The organism is Nocardia sp. NPDC005978, from assembly GCF_040614455.1.
In the GTDB taxonomy this organism is placed as follows: domain Bacteria; phylum Actinomycetota; class Actinomycetes; order Mycobacteriales; family Mycobacteriaceae; genus Nocardia.
In genome coordinates, this window is sequence record NZ_JBEXUS010000127.1 from 1 (window position 1) to 20864 (window position 20864).

A 20864-nucleotide genomic window follows, 5' to 3' on the forward strand; every position below is an offset into this window, starting at 1 on the left:
CGGCCGCACAGTCGGTGCGGCCGCGCGGTGGGTTCAGGAGGTCTTGTGCGGTACCGCCGCGACCAGGCCGCCGTCCACGACGAACTCCGATCCGGTGGCGTAGGAAGATTCGTCGCTCGCCAGGAACAGCACGAACGTCGCCACCTCGATGGACTGGGCGGGCCGGCCGAGCGGGATGGTCACCAGATCGTCCGGGATGCCCTCGGTCATCGGGGTGCGAATCAGGCCGGGGTGCAGCGAATTCACGCGAATCTTGTGCGGTGCGAGCTCGAGCGCCGCCGATTTGGCGAGGCCGCGCACCGCCCACTTGGAGGCGACGTAGCCGTGCGCCCAGGGCGCGCCCCGCAGGCCCTCGATCGAGGACACGTTGATGATCGAACCACCGCCGGCGGCGATCATCGATTCGGTGACCGCGCGCATGCCCAGGAAGGTGCCGGTCAGGTTCACATCGATGATGCGCCGCCACTTGTCCAGGTTGAATTTCTGCAGCGGGCCGCCGTTGACGATGCCGGCGTTGTTGACCAGGACATCGAGTTTGCCGAACGCGGACTGCGCCTCGGCGACCGCAGCCTCCCACTGCTCGGGCTCGGTGACATCCAGGTGCACGTACCGTGCGGCGTCGCCGAGTGATTCGGCCAGCGCCTTGCCCTCGTCATCGAGAATGTCGCCGATCACGACCTTGGCGCCCTCGTCGACCAGCAGCTGCGCGTGCGCCGCTCCCATGCCCCGCGCACCACCGCTGATGAGTGCGACCTTGCCTTCTACACGTCCCATGCCGCGACGCTAACACGACACTGGAATAGTTTCCAGACTACTGTCCAGAATTGCGCTCGGGAGAGTTAGACTCGGGTTTCGAGGCAGCGCCGCCGGGCATGTGATCCCCGATCATGCTCGCGCGCAGCCCCCGCACGGCGTGAAGGATCGCGATGGCAAGAACCCCCCTGTCCATGGAGCCGACGGGCTGGTTCCAAGTCGCGTGGTGTGCCGAGATCGGCGTCGGCGCGGTGCACCGCATGAAGTACTTCGGGCGCGAGCTGGTGGCCTGGCGCGCGGCCTCGGGGACGCTGAGCGTATTCGACGCCTACTGCGAGCATTTGGGCGCGCACCTGGGGTACGGCGGGCGGGTCGAGGGCGAGAACCTGGTGTGCCCGTTTCACGGCTGGGAGTGGAACAGTCAGGGGCGCAACGTGTGTGTGCCCTACGAGAAGCATCCCAACCGGGGGCGGCGGATCCGCTCGTATCCGGTCCTGGAACGCAATGAGGCGGTGTGGATCTGGTACGACACCGCCGGGCGTGCACCGTATTTCGATGTCCCCGACATGTTTTCCGCGTTCGGTGACGGCAAGAGCGCCGCGGACTACTACCCGCCGGTGCCCGCGGCCACGCTCTACCGGCCGGGGTTGACCCTGCATCCGCAGTACGTCCTCGAGAACGGCGTCGACTTCGCTCACTTCAAGGTCGTGCACAAGACCCCGTTCGTACCGGAGTTCACCCGGCACGACTTCTCCGGGCCGGTCTCCTACGTCGATTTCACCATCGCGTTCGACGAGAACGTGGAGCTGTCCGAGGTCAACAGCGGGGTGGAGTCGATCAACGCGGGACTGGGCTGCTCGATCACCAAGAGCTGGGGCATGATCGACAACCGCACGATGCCGGCGGTGACGCCGGTGGACGAGACCACCTGCGACGTGCGCTTCACGGTGTGGATCGGCCGCCGGCCCGGTGACGACGGCGCCGAGATCAACCGCTACGGCACGACCATGGCCGGATTCGTCATCGAGCAGTTCGAGGCCGATGTCGAGATCTGGTCGCACCAGCGGTACACCGACCCACCGGCGCTGTCCCCCAAGGAATTCCGCGGCTTCACCGCGCTGCGTGAATGGGCGTTGCAGTTCTACCCGGACGGCGGCCCCGCCGGGCCCGACCCCCGCAACCCGCACAGCGGTGCGATCCGCCCCGCCGGCGCGGCCACCACGTGATCACCACCCGCACAACCGAACAAGAGGCTCCCATGAGTACCACCCCGATCCGGGTCTTCCAGGTCGCGACCGGCAATCTCGGCACCGAGATGATCGGGCGCGTACAGCAACATCCCGATCTCGAACTGGTTGGGCTGCACTGCTATTCGCCCGACAAGATCGGCCGGGACGCCGGTGAGATCGTCGGCGGAGATCCGATCGGCGTGCTCGCCACCGGCACCGTCGAGGAGATCATCGCGGCGCGCCCCGACGTGCTGACCTTCCACGGGGTGTTCCCCGACGAAGACCTGTACGAGAAGGTCCTGGAGGCCGGGATCGACGTGGTGACCACCGCGGACTGGATCACCGGTTTCCATCGCGACCGCAATCATCCGCATCCCTCCGGGCGCAAGGTCAGCGAGATCCTCCAAGCGGCTTGCGAGCGCGGCGGTTCCACGTTCTACGGCACCGGCATGAACCCCGGTCTGTGTCAGATCCTGGGCATCGTGCACACCGCGGACGTGGCCGACATCGAGAACGTCACGGTGACGGAATCGGTCGACGTGTCCTGTCACCACTCGGTCGACACCTGGAAAGCCGTCGGCTACGGCCGGCCCGTCGAGGACCCGACGATTCCCGATTCGCTGTACAAGTACACCGCGGTGTTCGCCGACTCGGTGTACCTGATGGCCGACGCGTTCGGCCTCGAACTCGACGAGGTCACTTTCGATTACGAACTCGGCGCGTGCACCGAGGACGTGGACCTCGGCTGGTACTTCATGCCCAAGGGCTCACTGGGCGCGAGCTACATCAAATACCGCGGCCTGGTCGACGGGATCCCCCGGATCGAAACGCACCTGGAGTGGCAGATGACCCCGCGCACCGACCCGGCCTGGAAGATCCAGGGCTGCTACATCACCGAGGTGACCGGCGATCCGAGCATCTACAGCAAACACATGATCTTCCCCCGCAAAGGCTTCGACCTGTCCAACCCGGAGAACTTCGCCTCGATCGGCATGACCGTCACCGGCCTCCCGGTCCTGAACGCCCTCCGCTCGGTGGTCGCGGCGCCGCCGGGCATCATCACCAGCGCCGATCTGCCCCTGCGCGGGTTCGCGGGCCGCTTCAAGCTCTGATCGACGGCCGGGCGGCGGATCCGGTGTCCGCCGCCGATACCCGGGGAATGACGCTCACCGAGAGGCTGTCAGCACCGATCGGTGCGCCGCTACACGCGGCGGCGTTCGGTGCCCGACACGACCGGGCGGAGGGCGTCGGCCGCAGCCTGGAGTGTCGCGGTGGGCACGTTGGCGTACAGGTCCTCGTGCAATCGCGTGGACGCGGTCATGGCTTGTTCGGTGAGCGCCCGGCCCGGCGCGGTCAGCCGAATCAGGCGGCCACGTCCGTCACCCCCGTTGGGTTCGCCGGCCACATGCCCGGCGGCGGTCAGGCGTTGCAGGACATTGCTGGTACCCCCGGACGTGAGGAACAACGCGCGGCTCAGGTCACTGGGCCGGAGCGGGCCGTCGGCTCGGTAGAGGGCCGCCAGCACATCGAACTCCGCGTAGGTGAGGCCCAGGTCCGCGAGCTCGGCCTTCATGGCCTGTTCGTGCCGTACGGCCAGCCGTGAGATTCGTTTGCTCAGCGCGAGTCTGGTCACCGCGTCCGCCGGCAGACCAGCGCGCGTCCAGTGCTCGACCAGCTCGTCGACCTCGTCCCGCATGACTGCGAGCCTATCACTTTCGCTATTGCTTTCTCGAAAGCTTTTCAAATACATTCAGAGCATGGCAACAATCATTCGCGGCGGGACGCTCATCGACACCGACCCGGTCCGGGTACTGAACGCCGACCTCCTCATCGACGATGGGCGCATCACCGCGGTCGGCGCCGATCTGCGGATTCCCGACGGCGCCGAGGTGCTCGATGCGACCGGGATGCTCGTGCTCCCCGGCTTCGTGGACGCCCATCGGCACACCTGGCAGTCCGGGATCCGAATGACGGGTCCCGACATCGCTTTTCCCGATTACCTCGACCTCGTACTCGGCAGGTTCGGCCCGCGTTACCGACCGGCCGACGTCCACATCGGCACCCTCGCCGGCGCGCTGGAGTGCCTCGACGCCGGTATCACCACGGTGCTCGACTGGTCCCACATCCAGCACACGCCCGACCACACCGCAGCCGCCGTCGACGGAATCCGCGCCGCGGGCATCCGCGCCGTCTTCGGTTACTGCGTGCGGGATCCCGATCTGCCGGCGGCCCGAGCCGCGCTCGCGGCCACCGGCGGCGGACTCGTCACGATGGCGATGGCGCCCTACGGTCCGGAGATCGTGGACGAGACGACCGCGCTCGCCGAGTGGCGGATCGCCCGCGAACTGGATCTGCCCGTCACCGTGCACGCCGGAGGCTACGGCCCGGACAGCGCGGCCAAGGGGCTCGACTTCCTGCGGCGCAACGGGTTACTCGGCCCGAGCACCAACTACGCGCACGGCAACTCCTACAGCGACGACCAATTGAAGCTCATCGCCGACAGCGGTGGCACCCTCTCGGTGTCGCCGCTGGTGGAAGCCGCGCTCGGGTTCGGGGCGCCGATCACCGCACGGGCGGTCGCGGCGGGCGTGCCGACCGGGCTCGGAGCGGACACGGTCGTCAGCGGCCCTGGAGATATGTTCAGCCTCATGCGATCCGCGTACGGTTTCGCGCGACTCGAGTCCGGATTCACCACCCGAGACGCACTGCGAGCCGCGACGGTCGACGGGGCCAAGGCCGCCGGGGTTGCCGACGCCGGCACGCTCACACCGGGCAGCCACGCCGATATCGTGTTGCTGCGCAATGATTTCCCCGGCCACGACCCGGTGGCGACGGTCGTGCTCACCATGGACACTCGTGCCGTCGACACCGTGCTCGTGGGAGGACGGGTCGTGAAGCGCGGCGGGCACCTGGTGGTCGCGAATCCGGCTGCGGTCCGGGCGGAGTTGGCCGAGTCCGCCGCGCGGCTCGTCGCGGCGGGTTGAGCGGTCTCGGCCGGTACCCCCGCGCATGCGCGGGGGCGGATCACTTCGCTCCCGCGCCCGGCCACGTTGACCTGAACAATGGTTCGGGTTGCAGAGTGTGGTCATGGAGTTATCGGAGAACGCGCGTCGCGGCGGTCGGCAGCGAACACAGCTCGGGCAAGAGATCTCCGAGGTGGCGGTGCCGCTGCGGACGGTAGAACCGGACGAACCGTGGGAGGATCTGCGTCCGCTGGTGGCGTTGACAGAGGACGCGGCGGTCCTCGGGTACGGCGCCGGCACGCGTGGGGCACACGAGGTGTCCGCGTTGCAGGACCGTATCGCCCGGCTGTTGGTCAGTGAATCCGGATTCCGAATCATCGCGCTGGACCAGGATTGGTCGCTGGGGCTACGACTGGACACGTTCGTGTGCACCGGGGTCGGCGATCCGCGCGAGATACTCACCCGCGCCGAGGCTTTCGCCGCGACCGAAGAAGTGGTCGCGATGATCCGGTGGGTGCGGGCGTTCAATCGGGATCACCCCGGGGACCCGGTACGGGTGGTGGGCGTGAGCCCGCACGCGATCGAGGCGGGTGTCTACGACACGGTCCTGGAGTATGTGCGAGCGGTCGCCCCCGACCGCGTGAGCGATCTCCGAGAGCTCTATGCCGACGTGCGGCCCGAAGGCGACATCGACGCCCACACCGGCCGTTTCCGCCGGCTTCCCGATCGTGCGGCCCGGGTCGATCGGGTACGCGCGGCGCATCGGCTGGTCTCGGACTTGGCAGCCGATGACGAAGACTGGGCCTGGGTGGTGCAGTCGGCACGAATGATCGTGCAGTATCACGAGTTACACGACCACGACAGCAGGCCCGAAGACCCTGCGAACATGGCCTACTACGAAGCGGCCTTCGCCGAGAATGTCGAATGGTGGCATCACTACACCGAGCGGCGGGTGCTGTTCTGGTCGTCCAGTTCCCACACCGCCAACGCCCGCTACCGCGGCTTTCCGCCGGATCCCGCTCAGGTTTCCCGCAATGCGGGCAGCTATCTACGCGAGCGACTCGGCGCACGATACTTCTCACTCGGGATCGGTTTCTCCCGAGGTACGGTGACCGCCTTCGACGGAGGTGAGCCCGTGCAGGTACGGCACATCCCGCCGCATCTGCTCGAATCCGCTTTGGACGCGGTTGATCTAGATATCTATCTGCTGGACCTGTCGGCGGACCACCCCGCGACGGTGGCTCATCTTCTCTCCCGCACGGCCGATTTCAGGGTGATGGGTCCCGGGTCCGACGGAACCACCTTCATGACCGGCGGATCTCCGGGGGAATGGTTCGACGTCATCGTGCACTGCCGGCGGGTGACGGCGGCCCGCCCGTTGCGCGCGTGACTACCCGCCCCGGCTCGGATCCGGGTCGAATCCGCCGCCCGGGCGGCATGATCGATCGTTGGAGACGTCGGTGGGGAATCAGCACGATCCCGGCGAATACTCGCGGCGAGGTGGTTCAATCGCCCGATGCATGGTGACGAGATCGTTGGTCAGTGGAGTGTGGAAGCCGGGTATCACAGCTCGATGGAGGATGAGCAGTTCGTCTTCTGGGGTGACGGGGTGGGGTTGATGGAGTACGCCCGGCCGAACTCCGGTGAGTGCGTGTTGTTTCGGTGGACGCGGACCGCGATTCGGACCGTGCGGCTCGAACCGTATCGGTGCATCGAGCGCGTCGAGGAGGAGGTTGTCGACGGTGACGTGCCCGCCGCGGCCGAGATCGGATATCGAATCGCGAAAGAGCAGCGGCCGTTGATCGGTGAGGTGTTGCCGGTGCTGTATCTGCCCGCGCCGTTCACGGCGACGCACAGCGGGTACGGGTTGATCACGCGGGAACCGGCGGTGCACTTTACGAAGATTCGGCGCAAGTTCGCGAAGTGAGATGGGCATATCACGCGGTGGAACGCAGGGCCGGTGCCGGCTCGCTGTGACCAACTCGTTAATGAGCCTGTGTAACAACCTGTTCCAGGGCGCGACATGTCAATCATGAGTCGTACTACAACGCGATCGATGAGCGTCGCAACGGTGGCACTGGGTGCGGCACTGCTGCTGGCCGGATGCGGGACCACCTCGAACGACAGCACGTCCGCGCCGAGTACCCCGAACAGCACGGTTACCTCGGCCGCAGCGGCCTCCGCGACCACGAAGGCTTCGGCACCGGGTACCACCGGCGGCTCCGAACCCTCCGCGGCCGGCTCCGAGTCCTCCACGGCTGCCGCCGAGTCCACGACCGCGGCGCCGGGAACCGACACCGATCGGCCCGCCGGCAGCTGGAATCCCTGTGACACACCTGATTCCGCGCTCGCCAGTGCGGGCTTGAACGTCGCGAGCGAGCAGCCGGTCTCGAATCCCGGCGCCCCCAGCGAGAAGTCGTGCAAATGGAAGACCGCAGACGACGCGCTCGAGTTCTACATCTCGGCCTACGGAACCCCGACGGGCGAGCTGCGCCAGAGCGGCAAGTACGTCGACTTCAGCACGGTCACGGTGGCCGGTCGGCAATCGCAGCAATTCCGCGCGGCGCAGGACACCCACAAGCTCGGGTGCTACATCGCGGTTCCAGCCTCGTTCGGCGGTGACATCCTGCTGCTGGCGTCCCGGACCTGGAAGCCACAGGGCGGCACCGACGGGTTCAACACCTGCGACGACGCCCAGCGCATCGCCAACACCCTGGTCAACCACATTCCCTGACGCCGGGGGCGATGGTCCGGCACAGCTGTAGCCGTTTGCTCGGACAGCACCGTGACCGTCAGGTGGATGACAACCGCGCGGTGTCCCGAAACCGATCGGCATTGGCCTCGGCCCACTGCCGGAACGTGCGGGCGGGTGCACCGGTGACCTCGCGCACGGCGTCGGTCACCGGACCCGGCGTGGTGACCAGATCGGCTTGGGCGCGCAGGATGTCGTGCACGACCGCGGCGGGCCAGCCGAGTGCGAGCATGTCCCGGCGTGCGTCCCGGATCGGTGTGTCGATCCAGCGCACCGGACGGCCGATCGCGTCGCCGATGATGTGCGCCTGCTGCTCCTGCGTCAGCAGGTGCGGGCCGGTCAGCAGATACGCGGCGCCCGTATGTCCTTCGGACGTGAGTGCGGACGACGCGACGGCAGCGATGTCGTGCTCGTCGATGGGCGCGGTGGCCGCCGCCGGGTACGGGCCGCGGACCACCCCGCCGGACCGAATCTGATCCGCCCAGGCGAAGGTGTTGGCGGAGAACGCATGTGGGCGCAGGAACGTCCACTCCAGTCCGCTCTGCTCGATCAACTGCTCGGCGTGCCGTTCGCCCGCGCGCACGGCCGCTGACGACAGGTAGACCACCCGCCGCGCGTGCCCGGCGATGGCGTCCAGCACCGGTGGCAGCTTCTCGGCAGTGGCGAAGGGCCAGAGCAGAAAGACCGCGTCGACACCGGACACGGCGGCGCGAACGCTCTCGGGATCGGTGAGATCACCGCGTATTGCCGTCGTTCCCAGCGGATCCGGGTCACGACTCATGGCCCGCACCTGTACCCCCGAGTGCTCCAGGCGGCTCACGACCTGGCGGCCCACGGTTCCGGTTGCACCGGTGACCAACACGGTTTTCTGCCTTCTCATGAACGCTCCCTGTCCTTTGCCGGGCGCACCGGCCCGCTGCAATCGACCGTAGGAGCGCGCACGTGTACCCGCCATGCGCGATAGTCGCTCATTTCTACGCGATCGTCCGGCACGGCGAGCGCGAACTCACTGCGCCGGAACGAATTCCGTGACGAGTCCGGGACGGGTGATCAGCGGCAGGTCGAGGGTGGTGCGGATGCCGGGGGGTGCGGCGATGACCGCGGGGATCGAGTTCACCACCCGGCCGGCGGCGGCGACGATCGCGGCGTGGTTGTGGTCGCCCTTGCGGCTGGTGGGGCAGATGTCGACGGAATAGGAAGGCTCGCCGGTGATCTCGATGCGGTAGGAGCCGCCGCCGGATGCGGGGTACGGCCAGTCCGGGCGCAGATCCTCGCGCAGGCGGGTGACATGTTCGATCACAATGACGGGGCGGTCCCCGACCATGCCGCGGATTTCGAAACGCAGGGCGGCCAGTCCGCCGGCGGGGATGTGCCCGGCGGCGATGTCGAACGCCTCGGGGGCCGGGAAACGCTCGCATTCCTCGGTGATGGCGTCCAGGGTGATGCCCAGACCGGCCGCGAGCTGGCGGATCGCCGGACCCCACGCCAGGGACAGCACCCCCGGCTGGAGCAGCATCGGCACTTCGTCGAGGGGTTTGCCGAAACCCATCACGTCGAACATGACGATCGCGCCGTCGTAGGTGGCGTAGTCGGCGATCTCCATGCATCGCACCTGCTCGACGGTCTGACAGGTGCCGGTCAGGGCGAGCGGGAGCAGGTCGTTGGCGAAGCCCGGGTCGACGCCGGTGACGAACAGGCTCGAATTGCCCTCACGCGCAGCCTCTTCCACCCTCTCGATGTACTTGGGCGGCAGCGCTTGCCACGGGTACTGCAGCATGCCCGGGGCGGTGCCCACCACGTCCACGCCCGCGGCCAGGATGCGGCAGCAGTCCGCCATGGCCTCTTTCAGCCGGGTGTCACCCATCGCGCAGTACACGACGCAGTCGGGGGCGGTGGCCAGCAGCGCGTCCAGGTCGCCGACCGCGGTGATACCGGTGACGGTGTCCAGGCCGGCGAGCGCGCCCGCGTCGACCCCGACCTTCTCCGGTGTGGACACGCACACCGCAGTGAGCTCGTAGTCGGGACTGCCGATCAAGCCCGCCAGGGCCAGGCGGCCCGCGTTTCCGGTGCCGACGTGTGCGACGCGAACAGGCATTCTCACTCCTTTGGGGACCCCGACGAAGGACCGTCGCCCGCAAGGCGGAATCGAGTCCGTTCATCAATCCAGACACTAGTCTGGAACTAATTCCAGGCTGCATGTTAGCGTCACATCCACGGGAGGAACAGGTCGCGAATCGCCGTGCGAATCGGCTGGATGCGCACGCCTCCCGGCCGGAACATCGGACGAGCGAGCCGCGAATCTTCGAAGGAGCAGGGACTATGACGGAAACGGTGCGGGGCGTCATCGCGCGCGAATCCGGGGCCGAGGTGGAACTGACCTCGATCACCATCCCCGACCCCGGCCCCCACGACGTCGTGGTCCGGGTGCTGGCGTGCGGGGTGTGCCACACCGATCTGACCTACCGCGAAGGCGGGATCAACGACGAGTTCCCGTTTCTGCTCGGCCACGAGGCCGCCGGGGTCGTGGACCGCGTCGGGTCCGGGGTCACCCATGTCGAGGTCGGTGACTTCGTGGTTCTGAACTGGCGTGCGGTGTGCGGCACGTGCCGGGCATGCCGGCGTGGCCGCCCGTGGTACTGCTTCGACACCTTCAACGCTTCCCGCCGGATGACCCTCGCGGACGGCACCGAGCTCACGCCCGCGCTCGGTATCGGAGCCTTCGCCGACAAGACCCTGGTGCACGAGAAGCAGTGCACGGTGGTCGATTCCACCACCGACCCGGCGGTGGCCGGGCTGCTCGGCTGCGGGGTGATGGCCGGGCTGGGCGCGGCCCTGAACACCGGCGGCGTGGGGCGCGGGGACAGTGTCGCGGTGATCGGCTGCGGCGGCGTGGGCGTGGCCGCGATCGCGGGCGCCCGCCTGGCCGGAGCCACCACCATCGTCGCGGTCGATCGGGACGCGTCCAAGCTCACCGCCGCTGTCCAGCTGGGAGCCACCCACACCGTGGACGCGGCGACCGAGGACACCGTCGAGCGAATCAAGGAGTACACCAACGGCTTCGGCGCCGACGTGGTGATCGACGCGGTCGGCCGCCCCGAAACCTGGAAGCAGTCCTTCTACGCGCGCGACCTCGCCGGCACCGTGGTCCTGGTCGGGGTGCCGACCCCCGACATGCGACTGGAGATGCCACTGCTGGACTTCTTCTCGCACGGCGGTGCGCTGAAATCGTCCTGGTACGGCGACTGCCTGCCCGAACGCGACTTCCCCACCCTGATCGAGCTCCACCGCCAAGGGCGGCTGCCCCTGGAGCAGTTCGTCACCGAACGCATCGATCTCGATGGTGTCGAAAAGGCTTTCGCCACCATGAAATCCGGGCAGGTGCTGCGATCGGTGGTGTGCTGGTAGGCGACGCCCTGGCTATGACCGAGGGATGGCGGTGGTAGCCGCGCTGCCCCCTCGGCGGCGTCGATCGCTGCGGTATCGCCAGATAGCGGCGTCGAGAGCGCCTGCGCTACAGCCCAATTCGGCGGCGGCCCGGACGATCAGGTCTTTGTTCGCACGGTAGTCGTCGCAATGGACGCCGGCGTCACGGACGAACCCGGTGATGTGCGTGTCCACAGCGACGTGTCCGGTCGAGCCCGTCAGGATCGCGATGTAATCGACGGTCTTGGGACCGACACCCTTGATTCGGCGCAGCACGCGCCGGGTCTGTTGCTCGCGGTCGTCCCCGTCGTAGCAGGCGGCCAAGTCGCGCACCGTCTCGACTTCCAGAACATTCAGGGCGGCAGCGAGTTCGGTGATGACCCTCAGCTTGCGCGACCTCCGGCTCCAGCGGAGGAACTCCGACAGGTCCTCGCGCTCCAGCCGACGCTGAAATCCCGACAGCACAGCGGCATCCGGCCACTGCGAGATCACCTCCCGAACCCGCGGCAACACCACCGGTCGATACTTCGCCCGCGGCTGCAGCGCCGCGTCGACGATCACACCTCCGATATGGTCCCAGCCGCGCTCGACCTCGCGCGGTTCGAGACCGATGGACCTGACGTGCGCCACGACCTTGCCGAGATCCTCAGGGCTGGTGAACATAGCCGGGACATCGTCGCGGTGGGCCGGAGGGTTAGCAGCGGCAGTCCCTCTCGCTCACCCGGCCTCCCCGCGCGGACGACCGGCACGACGGTGGCAGAGTAGGGCCGGTATCGGACCGAGCGAGGAGGAACAGACATGGCCGGACGCACCCCGAGCCAGTGGGAGGAACTCACCACGGCCGATCCGGCGCATTCGACGCGGTACGTCGAACGATTCCGCGCGCTCGAGGCCCGGGGCACCGACATCGTCGGTGAGGCACGCATGATCGACGCGATGCTCGAGCGCGGCAGCCGCGTCCTCGACGCCGGATGCGGTCCGGGCCGCATCGGCGGCTATCTCCATCGGGCCGGCCACACGGTGGTCGGCGTCGACGTCGACCCCGTCCTGATCGCCGCGGCCGAACAGGACCACCCGGGCCCGACCTGGCTCGTCGGCGACCTCGCCGAACTGGATCTTCCCTCGCGCGGCGTCGCCGCCGGGTTCGACGTGATCGTGTGCGCGGGCAACGTCGTGACGTTCCTGGCGCCCTCCACCCGGGTGGCAGTGCTGTCCGGTTTCGCCCGCCACATCGCACCCACCGGCCGGGTGGTCGTGGGCTTCGGCGCCGACCGCGGGTACGAGTTCCCGGAGTTCATGGCGGACGCCGCCGAGGCCGGCCTCCACTGCGATCTCCGGCTTTCGACGTGGGATCTGCGGCCGTTCGGCGACGAGTCCGATTTTCTGGTGGCGGTGTTCTCGCGGTCGAACGCAGCCGGGTGAGCCAGTACCCGGCACCGACGGGTCAGGCCGGCATCACGCCGCGCAATCGGCGCACTCCGTAGCGGCTTCGTTCGCGAGGCGGCTGCGGTGGTGGACCAGGAAGCAGCTCGAGCAGGTGAATTCGTCGGCCCGTTTGGGGACCACGGGCACCGCCAGGACCTCATCGGAGAGGTCCGCGCCGGGCAGCTCGAACAGTTCGGCGATATCGGTCTCGTCGATGTCGACCACTGCGGCCGCGGCTTCTTCACGGCGAGACTTCAGTTCCCCTACCGAGTTCTGGGCTTCTCCCTCGATCTCGGTCCGTCGGGGCGCGTCGTAATCGGTTGCCATCGTTTCCCCTCGTCGTGTCCGGACCGGCCCCACTTCGCCGCGACAGCCGAAGCCGAGCCGGTACCCCCTTGATTCACCACACCGTATATACCCGGACATACGGGATATTTCGACCTTCCGCGCGGGCGTGTCCGATCGCGTTGAGGCGGCCCGGCCGGCTCGCTCGGCGAGGGCGCCGGTCCGGCATGGTTTGCGGTCGTCGCGGACAGCGTCGCGAGCGAGCGATCAGGTGGAGTACGCGACGGTCGCAGCCAGGACGCGACAGTCGGACCTGTGCCCGTGATGGATGCGGCGCAGTTGTTCGGCTCGTCGCGGGGTCAGGGCCAAAACCTCTACGTGGCAGAGGATTTCGGCGAGCATTCCGTCCGCGTGGACGAACATGTGACCCGAGGTGGGGGTCATCGGCGACTCGGCGCGGGCAGGTGGGCAGCGTCGAGTCTTTCGCGCTCGATTCGCGCGCTGATGCTGCTCACGGTCCAGCACGCGTCCCTCTGCGTCGAGAGAAAGGGAGGCATTTCGGCGTGGGACATCAGCGCCCATACCGCCGCCCCGCCGAGGCCGAGGCCGATCAGGAATGTCCATATCGCTGTAACCATCACACCCTCCGAACGTGCGGAAACCAGGTCTTCTCATTGGGCGCAGGGCAGTCGGCGCAGTCCGGAGGACACCTCGTCCGTGAGGTCCTCGTAGCCGACGGCCAACTCCGCCAACCGTTCCCACGCATCCCACAACTCCAGGTCGACGGTCCCGGCCAGCGCCGCGTGCGCGGACGCGCTGAATCTCGCCAGCCGATCGATCACCATCCCGAGAGTTTCGGTGTGCAGACGCGCGCCGCCCGGGGCCGGCGGTAGTTGCCTGGCCACCCACAGATCGATGTCGCGCACCAGTCCGGCACGCAACCGCTCGACCTCCACCGGCACGAACTCCCCGCAACCCAGTAGCCGCTGATGGATCCCGGCCAGCTCGCCGACCCAGCGGAGTAACGGATCACCCTCGGGCACATCGCCCCTGCACGCGGCGAGCACCAGGCGCTTGGCGGGTAACGGGTCCATCGAGAATCACCTTTCATCAGGTGAGGAACTGGATGCTGTGGGATTTCGGCCGAGGCGGCCGAGCTAGCGATGTGGCGTGAATCACACGGTACGCCTAGTTGTAACAACTACGCAATACGCGTGGAGATACTCGTCCGCAGGCCCAGGCTGTTGTACGGTATTGGCGCCTGACCAGGAGGAAGGATCGAGATGACTGAAGCGTCGCCCACGGTCGCCAACTGGGAGTTGATGCTGAGAATCCGCAATCGGGCCGACGAGCGCGGCGTCAAGACAAGCCTGATCGCGAAGACCCTCGATGTCAGCCAGCAGTACTGGTCCGCGCTCACCCGAGGAAAGGGCACGCTCGCCGAAGACAAGCTCAAGATCTTGATCAACCTGCTCGAAATCGATCGAGACGAGCAGGCAGAGCTACTTACCCTTCGCGATATCGCGAAGGGGCGCAGCCCTTTTGCCGAGTACTCGGCACTGTTCAACGAACACTTGATGCGGTTCTACGGCCTGGAAGCCGGCGCGCAAAGCATCCGAAGCTTCGAGAACGGCGTCATCCCCGGTCTACTCCAAACCGAGGACTACATTCGCGTTCTCATGAAAGCCAGGGTGACAACCGGCCGTCCGACGGAGGTCGAGCAGCGAGTCAGTGCGCGCCTGCGGCGGCAGCGACGGCTCGATGGTCCCGATCCGCTGGAGCTCTCGGTGGTGATGGGCGAAGCTGCGCTGATGTACCAGGTCGGGAGTGCCGACGTGCAACGCCGACAGTTGCGGCACGTCATCGCGCTCGCCGAGAAGCATCCAGATACGTTGGACGTACGCGTGATTCCCTTTTCGGCGGGCGGTGCGATCGCGAGTCTCAACTCCGCGACGTTCCACCTGCTCGACTTCCAGAGTTCGAGACTTCCCACCATCGGCTGGGTGGAGTCCGCCGCCTACGGCGAGATCGCTGAGGATCCCAAGCGCGTCACCGCCCTCGACTACCTCTTCAACCAGATCCACGCGATCGCACTCGATCCGGAGCGGTCACTCGACGTCATCAATCGAGTGGCAAGCAATGGGTAGGGTAAAACCGTGCGCACCAACTTCTTCAAGTCCACATTCAGCGGCGGAGACCAGACCTGCGTAGAGGTCGCTCACCACAGCGACGCCGTGCGCATCCGCGACAGCAAGTACACCGGCCCCGCGGGCGATCAGCCGATCGTGTCGATTCCGCCCGCGATGTGGCCGGACCTGCTCGGGCTTGTTCTGAGTGGCGAGTCCGGGGTGGTGGGCAGCGCACGGATCACCGTGAGTTTTGAGGGTAGCGCCGTAATCGCTTGCCCCGGAACGACTTTGGTGTACGGTGCCGACGAATGGGATGCCTTCACGAAGGGCGTCGCGGACGGCCAATTCGATCGCTGACGGCCGTACCGACCACTCCCCCTTCTGCAATCACTCGTCGAGCAGCAGTGCGGCGACCGCCTCCGGGGCCTCATTCATCGCATCGTGGCCGGTGGGTAGGTCGTGGACCTGCCAACCGGGATCGGCGTCGAGCCGGGCGCGGAGTTCGGTGAACGGCGTGTGGTCCTGCCATCCCGAGCAGTAGACGAACTCCCGGCGGGGCACCAGATCGACCGCGCCGGTGAGCCGGATCGTTTGCAGGAACGAGGCGAGGGGGTGGGGACGGCGGCGGGGATCGCCGCCGCCCGGTGGCCGGACGGCGTAGCCGGTCTCGGCGGCGCCGACCGCGATCATCTCCCGGAAGTAGTCGTTCGCCGTCGACCACCACGACTCGCCGTCGCGGGGGACGAAGGCGTCCAAGTGCACCAGCCGGGAGACGCGCCCGTCGGCGCGATCGGCGGCCGCGGTGATCACCATTCCGGCGTAGCTGTGGCCGACCAGCGTCACGTCGGTGAGGTCGGCGTGGTCAAGGAGCCGCAGGACGTCGGCGGCATGGGTATCCAGGTTGGCGGTCGCGACCGTCGCGCTGTCGTCCTCCGGCCGCAGACCGGTGAGGGTCAGGGCGTGCACGGTATGACCGGCACGCTCCAACAGCGGTATCACCGCCTCATACGCCCAGGAGCCCTTCCAACCGCCGGGTACGAGAACGAAAGTCGTCATGGGTCTCCTTCTTCTCTCGGACTCGAGGAACAAGTCGAGAAGCCCCGGACTTGTTCCCGCGGGGTTTTCACACCCCTTGTCCCCGCACTCGTGTGACGGCAGGGGCCTTCATGCCGAGCAGTGCCATGTCACTGCCGAGCGGTGTCACACTCTCTCGAGTTACGTTGGCCGCCAACTGCTTTCACTCAACTTTTCGATTGACTCGGAAGGTTGTGGATTGTTTCTCACGCGCCGCGATACGGCCTCGAGACAGAATCATGCTGCGCTGCAACCGAATTGGATCTCATTTCGGTCCGCGCGAGATAGTTGCTCGAAGGAGACACATCATGCCTGATATCGATCTGGGACTGGCTTCGGACTGGGAAGAGGGCGACACGCACGGGCGGGTGAAGCTGCGGCCGAGCGAGGTGTACCCGAACACGCCGAAGAAGGATGTGCTGATCAGCTCGCCGGCGAGCATCGAGTTGTCGGTGAACACGAACTTCAGCACCTCGCAGGAGGCCGACAAGATCTTCTTCACCACCTACCACGGCACCCAGAGGAAGATCATCGCGATCCTGGACTCCAACGGTGACCTCTACATCGCGGGCCGTGTGATCGCCGGACAGACCGACCTGAAGTACGCCTGACCCTCACGACCCACCCAACGCCCGTCCGGTTACCGGTACACCGGTAACCGGACGGGCGTTCCTCGTGTGGCGGCAGAATCGGGGCGGATGCCCGGTTGCGGGCTCGGCCTGGCGGTCGCGGTCGTGCCGGCAGCGCAATCCGTGCCCGTCGCCGACCCAGGCACTGGCCCGCGATCAGCCACCGGCGAGCACGCGAGTCCCAGAACTCTGTCGCCTGTCAGCCCTGAGCCAGGATGGCGTCGATCCGATCTATCCGGGTCTGCACGAGAGCCTCGTCCTCGCGGGCGGCGACGTACTCCTCCCCGATGATCGCGCTACCGCCGTGCTGCACCTGATCTATCGACTCGGCCAGCTTTGCCCGGAACTTGACGAGTTCGGCGCGCTCACTGCGCAAACGCGCGACTTCGGATTCAGCCAAACCCATTTCGAGCCTCCCGTCGACATCGCGGCTGTCACCGGCTGCAGTACCCCGCCCAGCAGAACCGAACCCGTCGACAGACGTCGCGGGATCTCACCCACCGCGGTGTACGCCGGACCTCGGGTTGGTGGCTCCGGTCGTGGGTAGTCGGGCGCTGACCACGTATCGGCACAGCGCGAGACAACAGGAGAAGCCATGACTCGACAAGTTGGTGACCATGTCGTCGAGCGACTACGGGAATGGGGCGTGGAGCAGGTCTTCGGCTATCCCGGCGACGGGATCAACGGATTGGTCGCGGCGTTCGGGCGTGCGGGTGGCAGTCCGTCCTTCATCCAGGCCAGGCATGAGGAGATGGCCGCGCTCCAGGCCACGGGATACGCGAAATTCAGCGGCAAGGTCGGCGTGTGTATCGCCACCTCTGGTCCCGGAGCCATCCATCTGCTGAACGGCCTCTACGACGCGAAACTCGACCACGTGCCGGTGGTGGCGATTGTCGGGCAGACCGCGCGCAGCGCGATGGGCGGCAGCTATCAGCAGGAAGTGGATCTGCACGCTCTGTTCAAGGATGTGGCCTCGGAATACCTTGTCGAGGTCAATGTTCCGAGTCAACTGCCCAACGCGCTCGACCGCGCGTTCCGCACCGCCGCCGCTCGGCGCGCACCGACCGCGGTGATCATTCCCGCCGACGTGCAGGAAGAACCCTACGAGCCGCCGAGTCACGACTTCAAGCAGGTCCCCTCGAGCTCACCCGTGCTGCCCGCGACTCCGGCGGTGCGGCCTCCGCACAGCGAGATCGAGCATGCCGCGGAGATTCTGAACGCGGGTTCGCGCGTGGCCATCCTGATCGGCCAGGGCGCCCGTGGAGCAGCGGAAGAGGTTACGCGTGTAGCCGAGCTGACCGGTGCCGGAGTCGCGAAGGCGTTGCTGGGCAAGGACGTTCTGTCCGATGAGCTGCCCTATGTCACCGGTGCGATCGGGCTGCTGGGCAGCAGGCCCAGCTATGAACTGATGCGCGACTGCGACACGCTGCTGATCGTCGGCTCCAATTTTCCCTACACACAGTTCATGCCGGATTTCGGGCAGGCGCGCGCGGTGCAGATTGATATCGACGGGTCGCTGATCGGCATGCGCTACCCCACAGAGGTCAACTTGATCGGGGACGCCAAAAGCACTCTGTCGGAATTGATTCCACTGTTGCGCGCGAAGCCGGATCGAGCGTGGCGGCTCGAAGTCGAACAGAACGTCGTCCGCTGGTGGCAGACGGTGGAGCGACAGTCGATGCTCGGGGCCGAGCCGGTCAATCCCATGCGGGTGGTGTGGGAGCTGTCGCAACGGATTCCCGACAATGCCATCGTCAGCGCCGATTCCGGGTCGTCGACGAACTGGTACGCCCGCTGCCTGCGTATGCGCGGGGACATTCGCGGCTCGCTCTCGGGAACGCTCGCGACCATGGGAGCGGCGGTACCGTACGCGATCGGCGCCAAATTCGCTCATCCCGACCGGCCCGCCATCGCCCTCGTCGGCGACGGAGCCATGCAGATGAACGGCCTGGCCGAACTGCTCACCGTCGCCCGCTACCGGGACCGCTGGAGCGATCCGCGCCTGATCGTATGCGTCTTTCACAACAACGACCTCAACCAGGTGACCTGGGAATTGCGGGCGATGGGCGGAGCGCCGAAATTCGAGGAATCCCAAGCCCTTCCGGACGTCTCCTACGCCGATATCGCACGTTCGGCCGGACTGACAGCGCTCTCGGTCGACAGGCCCGAGGACGTCGGTCCCGCGTGGGACACGGCGCTGGCGGCCGACGGACCCGTGCTGCTCGACATGCGCACCGACCCCGAAGTACCGCCCATCCCGCCGCACGCCACCTGGGATCAACTCAGGGCTACCGCGGAAGCGGTGTTGCGCGGTGACAGCGGTGGGTGGCACCTGATCGCACAGGGCGTCAAAACCAAAGCGCAAGAAATGTTCCCGGCGCGCGATGCCTGACCGCACCCGGGACGCGCCGGCTCCGGAGCCCCGCACTCGAAATCACCTCCCGCCTACGGGAATCGCGCTGACGATCATCCGTTCGGTGGTGGTCGCGACATTCCTCGCGACGACCGCGGGCGTTCTGCTGTAACCCACCACAGGAGAGCCGGTATGAATGCGGAACCAGAAGACCGAGATCGACCGGCATCGACCGCCGACCCACCTGCTCCCGACGCCGATGAGCCCGACGTCTCCTGGCCTGAGCCGAGCCCACTCACAACGTGGTGGAAACAGGTCATGAACCACACGAACGATGCCGATGAGCGACACGAGCCGCGGTGACGGACGTCCTCGGCAGAATCGGTAACCGGGTGTGATTCGGTCGGGCCGGGACATCGATCGGTATCGGTTCCCACCCGTACCCAAACTGGTCGAGGAGAACCGAGGCATGGATCCGGCGATCGATGCCTGGGTTCACCCCACCGCTCTCGCTGTCAGCAACCGTTCGCTCAAGGAAAGGGAAAGACCCGTGACCTCGATTCCGAGCCGGATGCCCGCCGTCGCCCGCCGACGCGCCCTGCCGGTCGATGACCCAGACAGCTTGATCGACATCGACGTCGCCGTCCCCGCACCCGGCCCCCGCGACCTCCTGGTACGCATCGAAGCCGTCGCACTCAACCCCGTGGACTACAAGATTCGCGCCAGCTCCGGCCCCACCGACGACGCCCGGATCCTGGGCTGGGACGCCGCGGGTACTGTCGTCGCGATCGGCGGCCAGGTCGAGCACTTCGCCGTCGGGGACGAGGTGTTCTACGCCGGAGCCTTGGACAGGCCAGGCAGCAACGCCGCCTACCAGGCAGTCGACGAACGTCTCGTCGCCCACAAACCCACCAGCCTGACATTCACGGAATCCGCCGCGCTCCCGTTGACCTCACTGACCGCGTGGGAGGGCCTGTTCGAACGTCTGGGACTGCGCGTCGACGCGATGGAACAGACCGGGACGCTACTGGTGACCGCCGCCGCGGGCGGTGTGGGCGCGATGGTGGCGCAGCTCGCCCGAGCGCTGACCAGTCTCGCCATCGTCGGCACCGCGTCACGCGCGGAGACCGCCGAGTTCGCCCGCCGCATGGGTGTCGACCACGTCGTCGACCACCGCCGGGAACTGGGACCGCAGCTTGCGGATATCGCGCCCGCCAGCCTGGACTATGTCTTCAGCACCGCCGGCACCGACCGCAATCTGAGCCAGTACGCCGATGCCCTGCGGCCTTTCGGCAGCATTGTCGCGATCGACGACTTCGAATCGCTGCCGATCGGCGTGCTCAAGGCCAAAAGCCTGTCATTCCATTGGGAATTCATGTTCACCCGCTCGATGTTCGGCACCCCCGACCAGTCCCGGCAACGACACATCCTCACCCAGATCGCGCGCCTGGTAGATCTGGGAACTCTCACCACCACGGCAACTCGCGACCTCGGTCCGATCACCGCCGCGAATCTGCGTGCGGCACACAAGCTTCAAGAATCCGGCACCACGATCGGAAAGACCACCCTGACCGGTTTCCCCTGAACTCACTGGAATGACTCGACGACGCGGCGGGCCGGGTCAGGGCGGGATGTCGGCCTCGGCGGGTGCCCCGGCACGCACTCGAACAGATTATCTACATCTCAGGCTTGCGTTCATATGGTGATCGTGCTACATAATATCTATGCCAGATAGAAGAGATTATCTGGTACAGCGACTATCGAGAATGGAGTAGTTGGAGGTGGCGACCATGCTGATGCGCACTGATCCTTTCCGTGACCTGGATCGATTGACGCAACAGGTGTTCGG

The 20864-nt window shown here is 66.8% G+C and carries 23 protein-coding genes; 13 read left to right on the top strand and 10 right to left on the bottom strand.

What is annotated here, in order from left to right:
* Positions 1 to 33: 33 nt before the first annotated feature.
* Positions 34 to 774 (bottom strand): glucose 1-dehydrogenase, encoded by a 741-nt coding sequence (locus ABZ319_RS34930; RefSeq protein WP_354990836.1) that lies wholly within the window; start codon positions 772 to 774, stop codon positions 34 to 36.
* A 152-nt stretch (positions 775 to 926) separates the two neighbouring features.
* Here ABZ319_RS34930 and ABZ319_RS34935 point away from each other — a divergent pair, with 152 nt between their 5' ends.
* On the top strand, positions 927 to 1979 hold the full coding sequence (locus tag ABZ319_RS34935) for a Rieske 2Fe-2S domain-containing protein (RefSeq protein ID WP_354990837.1): 1053 nt from the start codon (positions 927 to 929) through the stop codon (positions 1977 to 1979).
* Positions 1980 to 2011: 32 nt separating this feature from the next.
* Positions 2012 to 3094, top strand: a complete 1083-nt coding sequence (locus tag ABZ319_RS34940) for a dihydrodipicolinate reductase (RefSeq protein ID WP_354990838.1) — start codon at positions 2012 to 2014, stop codon at positions 3092 to 3094.
* A gap of 89 nt (positions 3095 to 3183) precedes the next feature.
* Here the strand turns inward: ABZ319_RS34940 and ABZ319_RS34945 are convergent, their stop codons facing one another.
* Positions 3184 to 3678, bottom strand: coding sequence for a MarR family transcriptional regulator (locus ABZ319_RS34945; protein WP_354990839.1), 495 nt, complete (start codon positions 3676 to 3678; stop codon positions 3184 to 3186).
* A 61-nt stretch (positions 3679 to 3739) separates the two neighbouring features.
* Here ABZ319_RS34945 and ABZ319_RS34950 point away from each other — a divergent pair, with 61 nt between their 5' ends.
* The 4 genes from ABZ319_RS34950 (at position 3740) to ABZ319_RS34965 (ending at position 7679) form a co-directional block, all read left to right on the top strand.
* Entirely contained in the window at positions 3740 to 4966 is a 1227-nt protein-coding gene (locus tag ABZ319_RS34950) for an amidohydrolase family protein (RefSeq protein WP_354990840.1), read from the top strand.
* Positions 4967 to 5069: 103 nt separating this feature from the next.
* The gene (locus tag ABZ319_RS34955; RefSeq protein WP_354990841.1) at positions 5070 to 6335 is read left to right on the top strand and encodes an erythromycin esterase family protein; all 1266 of its coding nucleotides are present in this window, start codon (positions 5070 to 5072) and stop codon (positions 6333 to 6335) included.
* Between the two features lie 183 nt (positions 6336 to 6518).
* Positions 6519 to 6872: a hypothetical protein gene (locus ABZ319_RS34960; RefSeq protein WP_354990842.1), complete on the top strand. Its 354-nt coding sequence runs from the start codon at positions 6519 to 6521 to the stop codon at positions 6870 to 6872.
* A 129-nt stretch (positions 6873 to 7001) separates the two neighbouring features.
* Positions 7002 to 7679 carry a DUF3558 family protein gene (locus tag ABZ319_RS34965; RefSeq protein WP_354990843.1) on the top strand — a complete coding sequence of 226 codons (678 nt, stop codon included), beginning with the start codon at positions 7002 to 7004 and terminating at the stop codon, positions 7677 to 7679.
* 58 nt (positions 7680 to 7737) lie between these two features.
* On the opposite strand, the gene ABZ319_RS34970 is transcribed toward ABZ319_RS34965, so the two are convergent.
* Both ABZ319_RS34970 and ABZ319_RS34975 read right to left on the bottom strand, forming a co-directional pair.
* Positions 7738 to 8577 (bottom strand): NAD(P)H-binding protein, encoded by an 840-nt coding sequence (locus ABZ319_RS34970; protein ID WP_354990844.1) that lies wholly within the window; start codon positions 8575 to 8577, stop codon positions 7738 to 7740.
* A 126-nt stretch (positions 8578 to 8703) separates the two neighbouring features.
* Positions 8704 to 9792, bottom strand: a complete 1089-nt coding sequence (locus tag ABZ319_RS34975; RefSeq protein WP_354990845.1) for a diacylglycerol kinase — start codon at positions 9790 to 9792, stop codon at positions 8704 to 8706.
* Between the two features lie 224 nt (positions 9793 to 10016).
* Here ABZ319_RS34975 and ABZ319_RS34980 point away from each other — a divergent pair, with 224 nt between their 5' ends.
* Complete coding sequence (locus ABZ319_RS34980) at positions 10017 to 11102, top strand: S-(hydroxymethyl)mycothiol dehydrogenase (RefSeq protein WP_354990846.1); 1086 nt, start codon at positions 10017 to 10019, stop codon at positions 11100 to 11102.
* A gap of 12 nt (positions 11103 to 11114) precedes the next feature.
* Here the strand turns inward: ABZ319_RS34980 and ABZ319_RS34985 are convergent, their stop codons facing one another.
* Entirely contained in the window at positions 11115 to 11783 is a 669-nt protein-coding gene (locus ABZ319_RS34985; RefSeq protein WP_354990847.1) for a hypothetical protein, read from the bottom strand.
* A 135-nt stretch (positions 11784 to 11918) separates the two neighbouring features.
* Between ABZ319_RS34985 and ABZ319_RS34990 the strand changes: the two genes are divergently transcribed.
* Positions 11919 to 12542 (top strand): class I SAM-dependent methyltransferase, encoded by a 624-nt coding sequence (locus ABZ319_RS34990; RefSeq protein WP_354990848.1) that lies wholly within the window; start codon positions 11919 to 11921, stop codon positions 12540 to 12542.
* Between the two features lie 33 nt (positions 12543 to 12575).
* On the opposite strand, the gene ABZ319_RS34995 is transcribed toward ABZ319_RS34990, so the two are convergent.
* From ABZ319_RS34995 to ABZ319_RS35005, 3 genes are all read right to left on the bottom strand, one after another.
* Complete coding sequence (locus tag ABZ319_RS34995; RefSeq protein WP_354990849.1) at positions 12576 to 12872, bottom strand: DUF4193 domain-containing protein; 297 nt, start codon at positions 12870 to 12872, stop codon at positions 12576 to 12578.
* A 225-nt stretch (positions 12873 to 13097) separates the two neighbouring features.
* Entirely contained in the window at positions 13098 to 13274 is a 177-nt protein-coding gene (locus ABZ319_RS35000) for a hypothetical protein (RefSeq protein WP_354990850.1), read from the bottom strand.
* A 227-nt stretch (positions 13275 to 13501) separates the two neighbouring features.
* The gene (locus tag ABZ319_RS35005; protein WP_354990851.1) at positions 13502 to 13924 is read right to left on the bottom strand and encodes a DUF4254 domain-containing protein; all 423 of its coding nucleotides are present in this window, start codon (positions 13922 to 13924) and stop codon (positions 13502 to 13504) included.
* A gap of 189 nt (positions 13925 to 14113) precedes the next feature.
* On the opposite strand from ABZ319_RS35005, the gene ABZ319_RS35010 reads away from it, so the two are divergent.
* Positions 14114 to 14977: a helix-turn-helix transcriptional regulator gene (locus tag ABZ319_RS35010; RefSeq protein WP_354990852.1), complete on the top strand. Its 864-nt coding sequence runs from the start codon at positions 14114 to 14116 to the stop codon at positions 14975 to 14977.
* Between the two features lie 9 nt (positions 14978 to 14986).
* Positions 14987 to 15316 (top strand): DUF397 domain-containing protein, encoded by a 330-nt coding sequence (locus ABZ319_RS35015; protein WP_354990853.1) that lies wholly within the window; start codon positions 14987 to 14989, stop codon positions 15314 to 15316.
* Positions 15317 to 15346: 30 nt separating this feature from the next.
* Here the strand turns inward: ABZ319_RS35015 and ABZ319_RS35020 are convergent, their stop codons facing one another.
* The gene (locus ABZ319_RS35020) at positions 15347 to 16015 is read right to left on the bottom strand and encodes an alpha/beta hydrolase family protein (RefSeq protein ID WP_354990854.1); all 669 of its coding nucleotides are present in this window, start codon (positions 16013 to 16015) and stop codon (positions 15347 to 15349) included.
* Between the two features lie 326 nt (positions 16016 to 16341).
* Here ABZ319_RS35020 and ABZ319_RS35025 point away from each other — a divergent pair, with 326 nt between their 5' ends.
* Complete coding sequence (locus ABZ319_RS35025; protein ID WP_354990855.1) at positions 16342 to 16644, top strand: DUF6342 family protein; 303 nt, start codon at positions 16342 to 16344, stop codon at positions 16642 to 16644.
* Between the two features lie 217 nt (positions 16645 to 16861).
* On the opposite strand, the gene ABZ319_RS35030 is transcribed toward ABZ319_RS35025, so the two are convergent.
* The gene (locus ABZ319_RS35030; protein ID WP_354990856.1) at positions 16862 to 17068 is read right to left on the bottom strand and encodes a hypothetical protein; all 207 of its coding nucleotides are present in this window, start codon (positions 17066 to 17068) and stop codon (positions 16862 to 16864) included.
* Between the two features lie 189 nt (positions 17069 to 17257).
* Between ABZ319_RS35030 and ABZ319_RS35035 the strand changes: the two genes are divergently transcribed.
* Complete coding sequence (locus tag ABZ319_RS35035; protein WP_354990857.1) at positions 17258 to 19054, top strand: thiamine pyrophosphate-requiring protein; 1797 nt, start codon at positions 17258 to 17260, stop codon at positions 19052 to 19054.
* A gap of 511 nt (positions 19055 to 19565) precedes the next feature.
* Positions 19566 to 20600 (top strand): zinc-binding alcohol dehydrogenase family protein, encoded by a 1035-nt coding sequence (locus ABZ319_RS35040; RefSeq protein ID WP_354990858.1) that lies wholly within the window; start codon positions 19566 to 19568, stop codon positions 20598 to 20600.
* Positions 20601 to 20864: the final 264 nt, after the last annotated feature.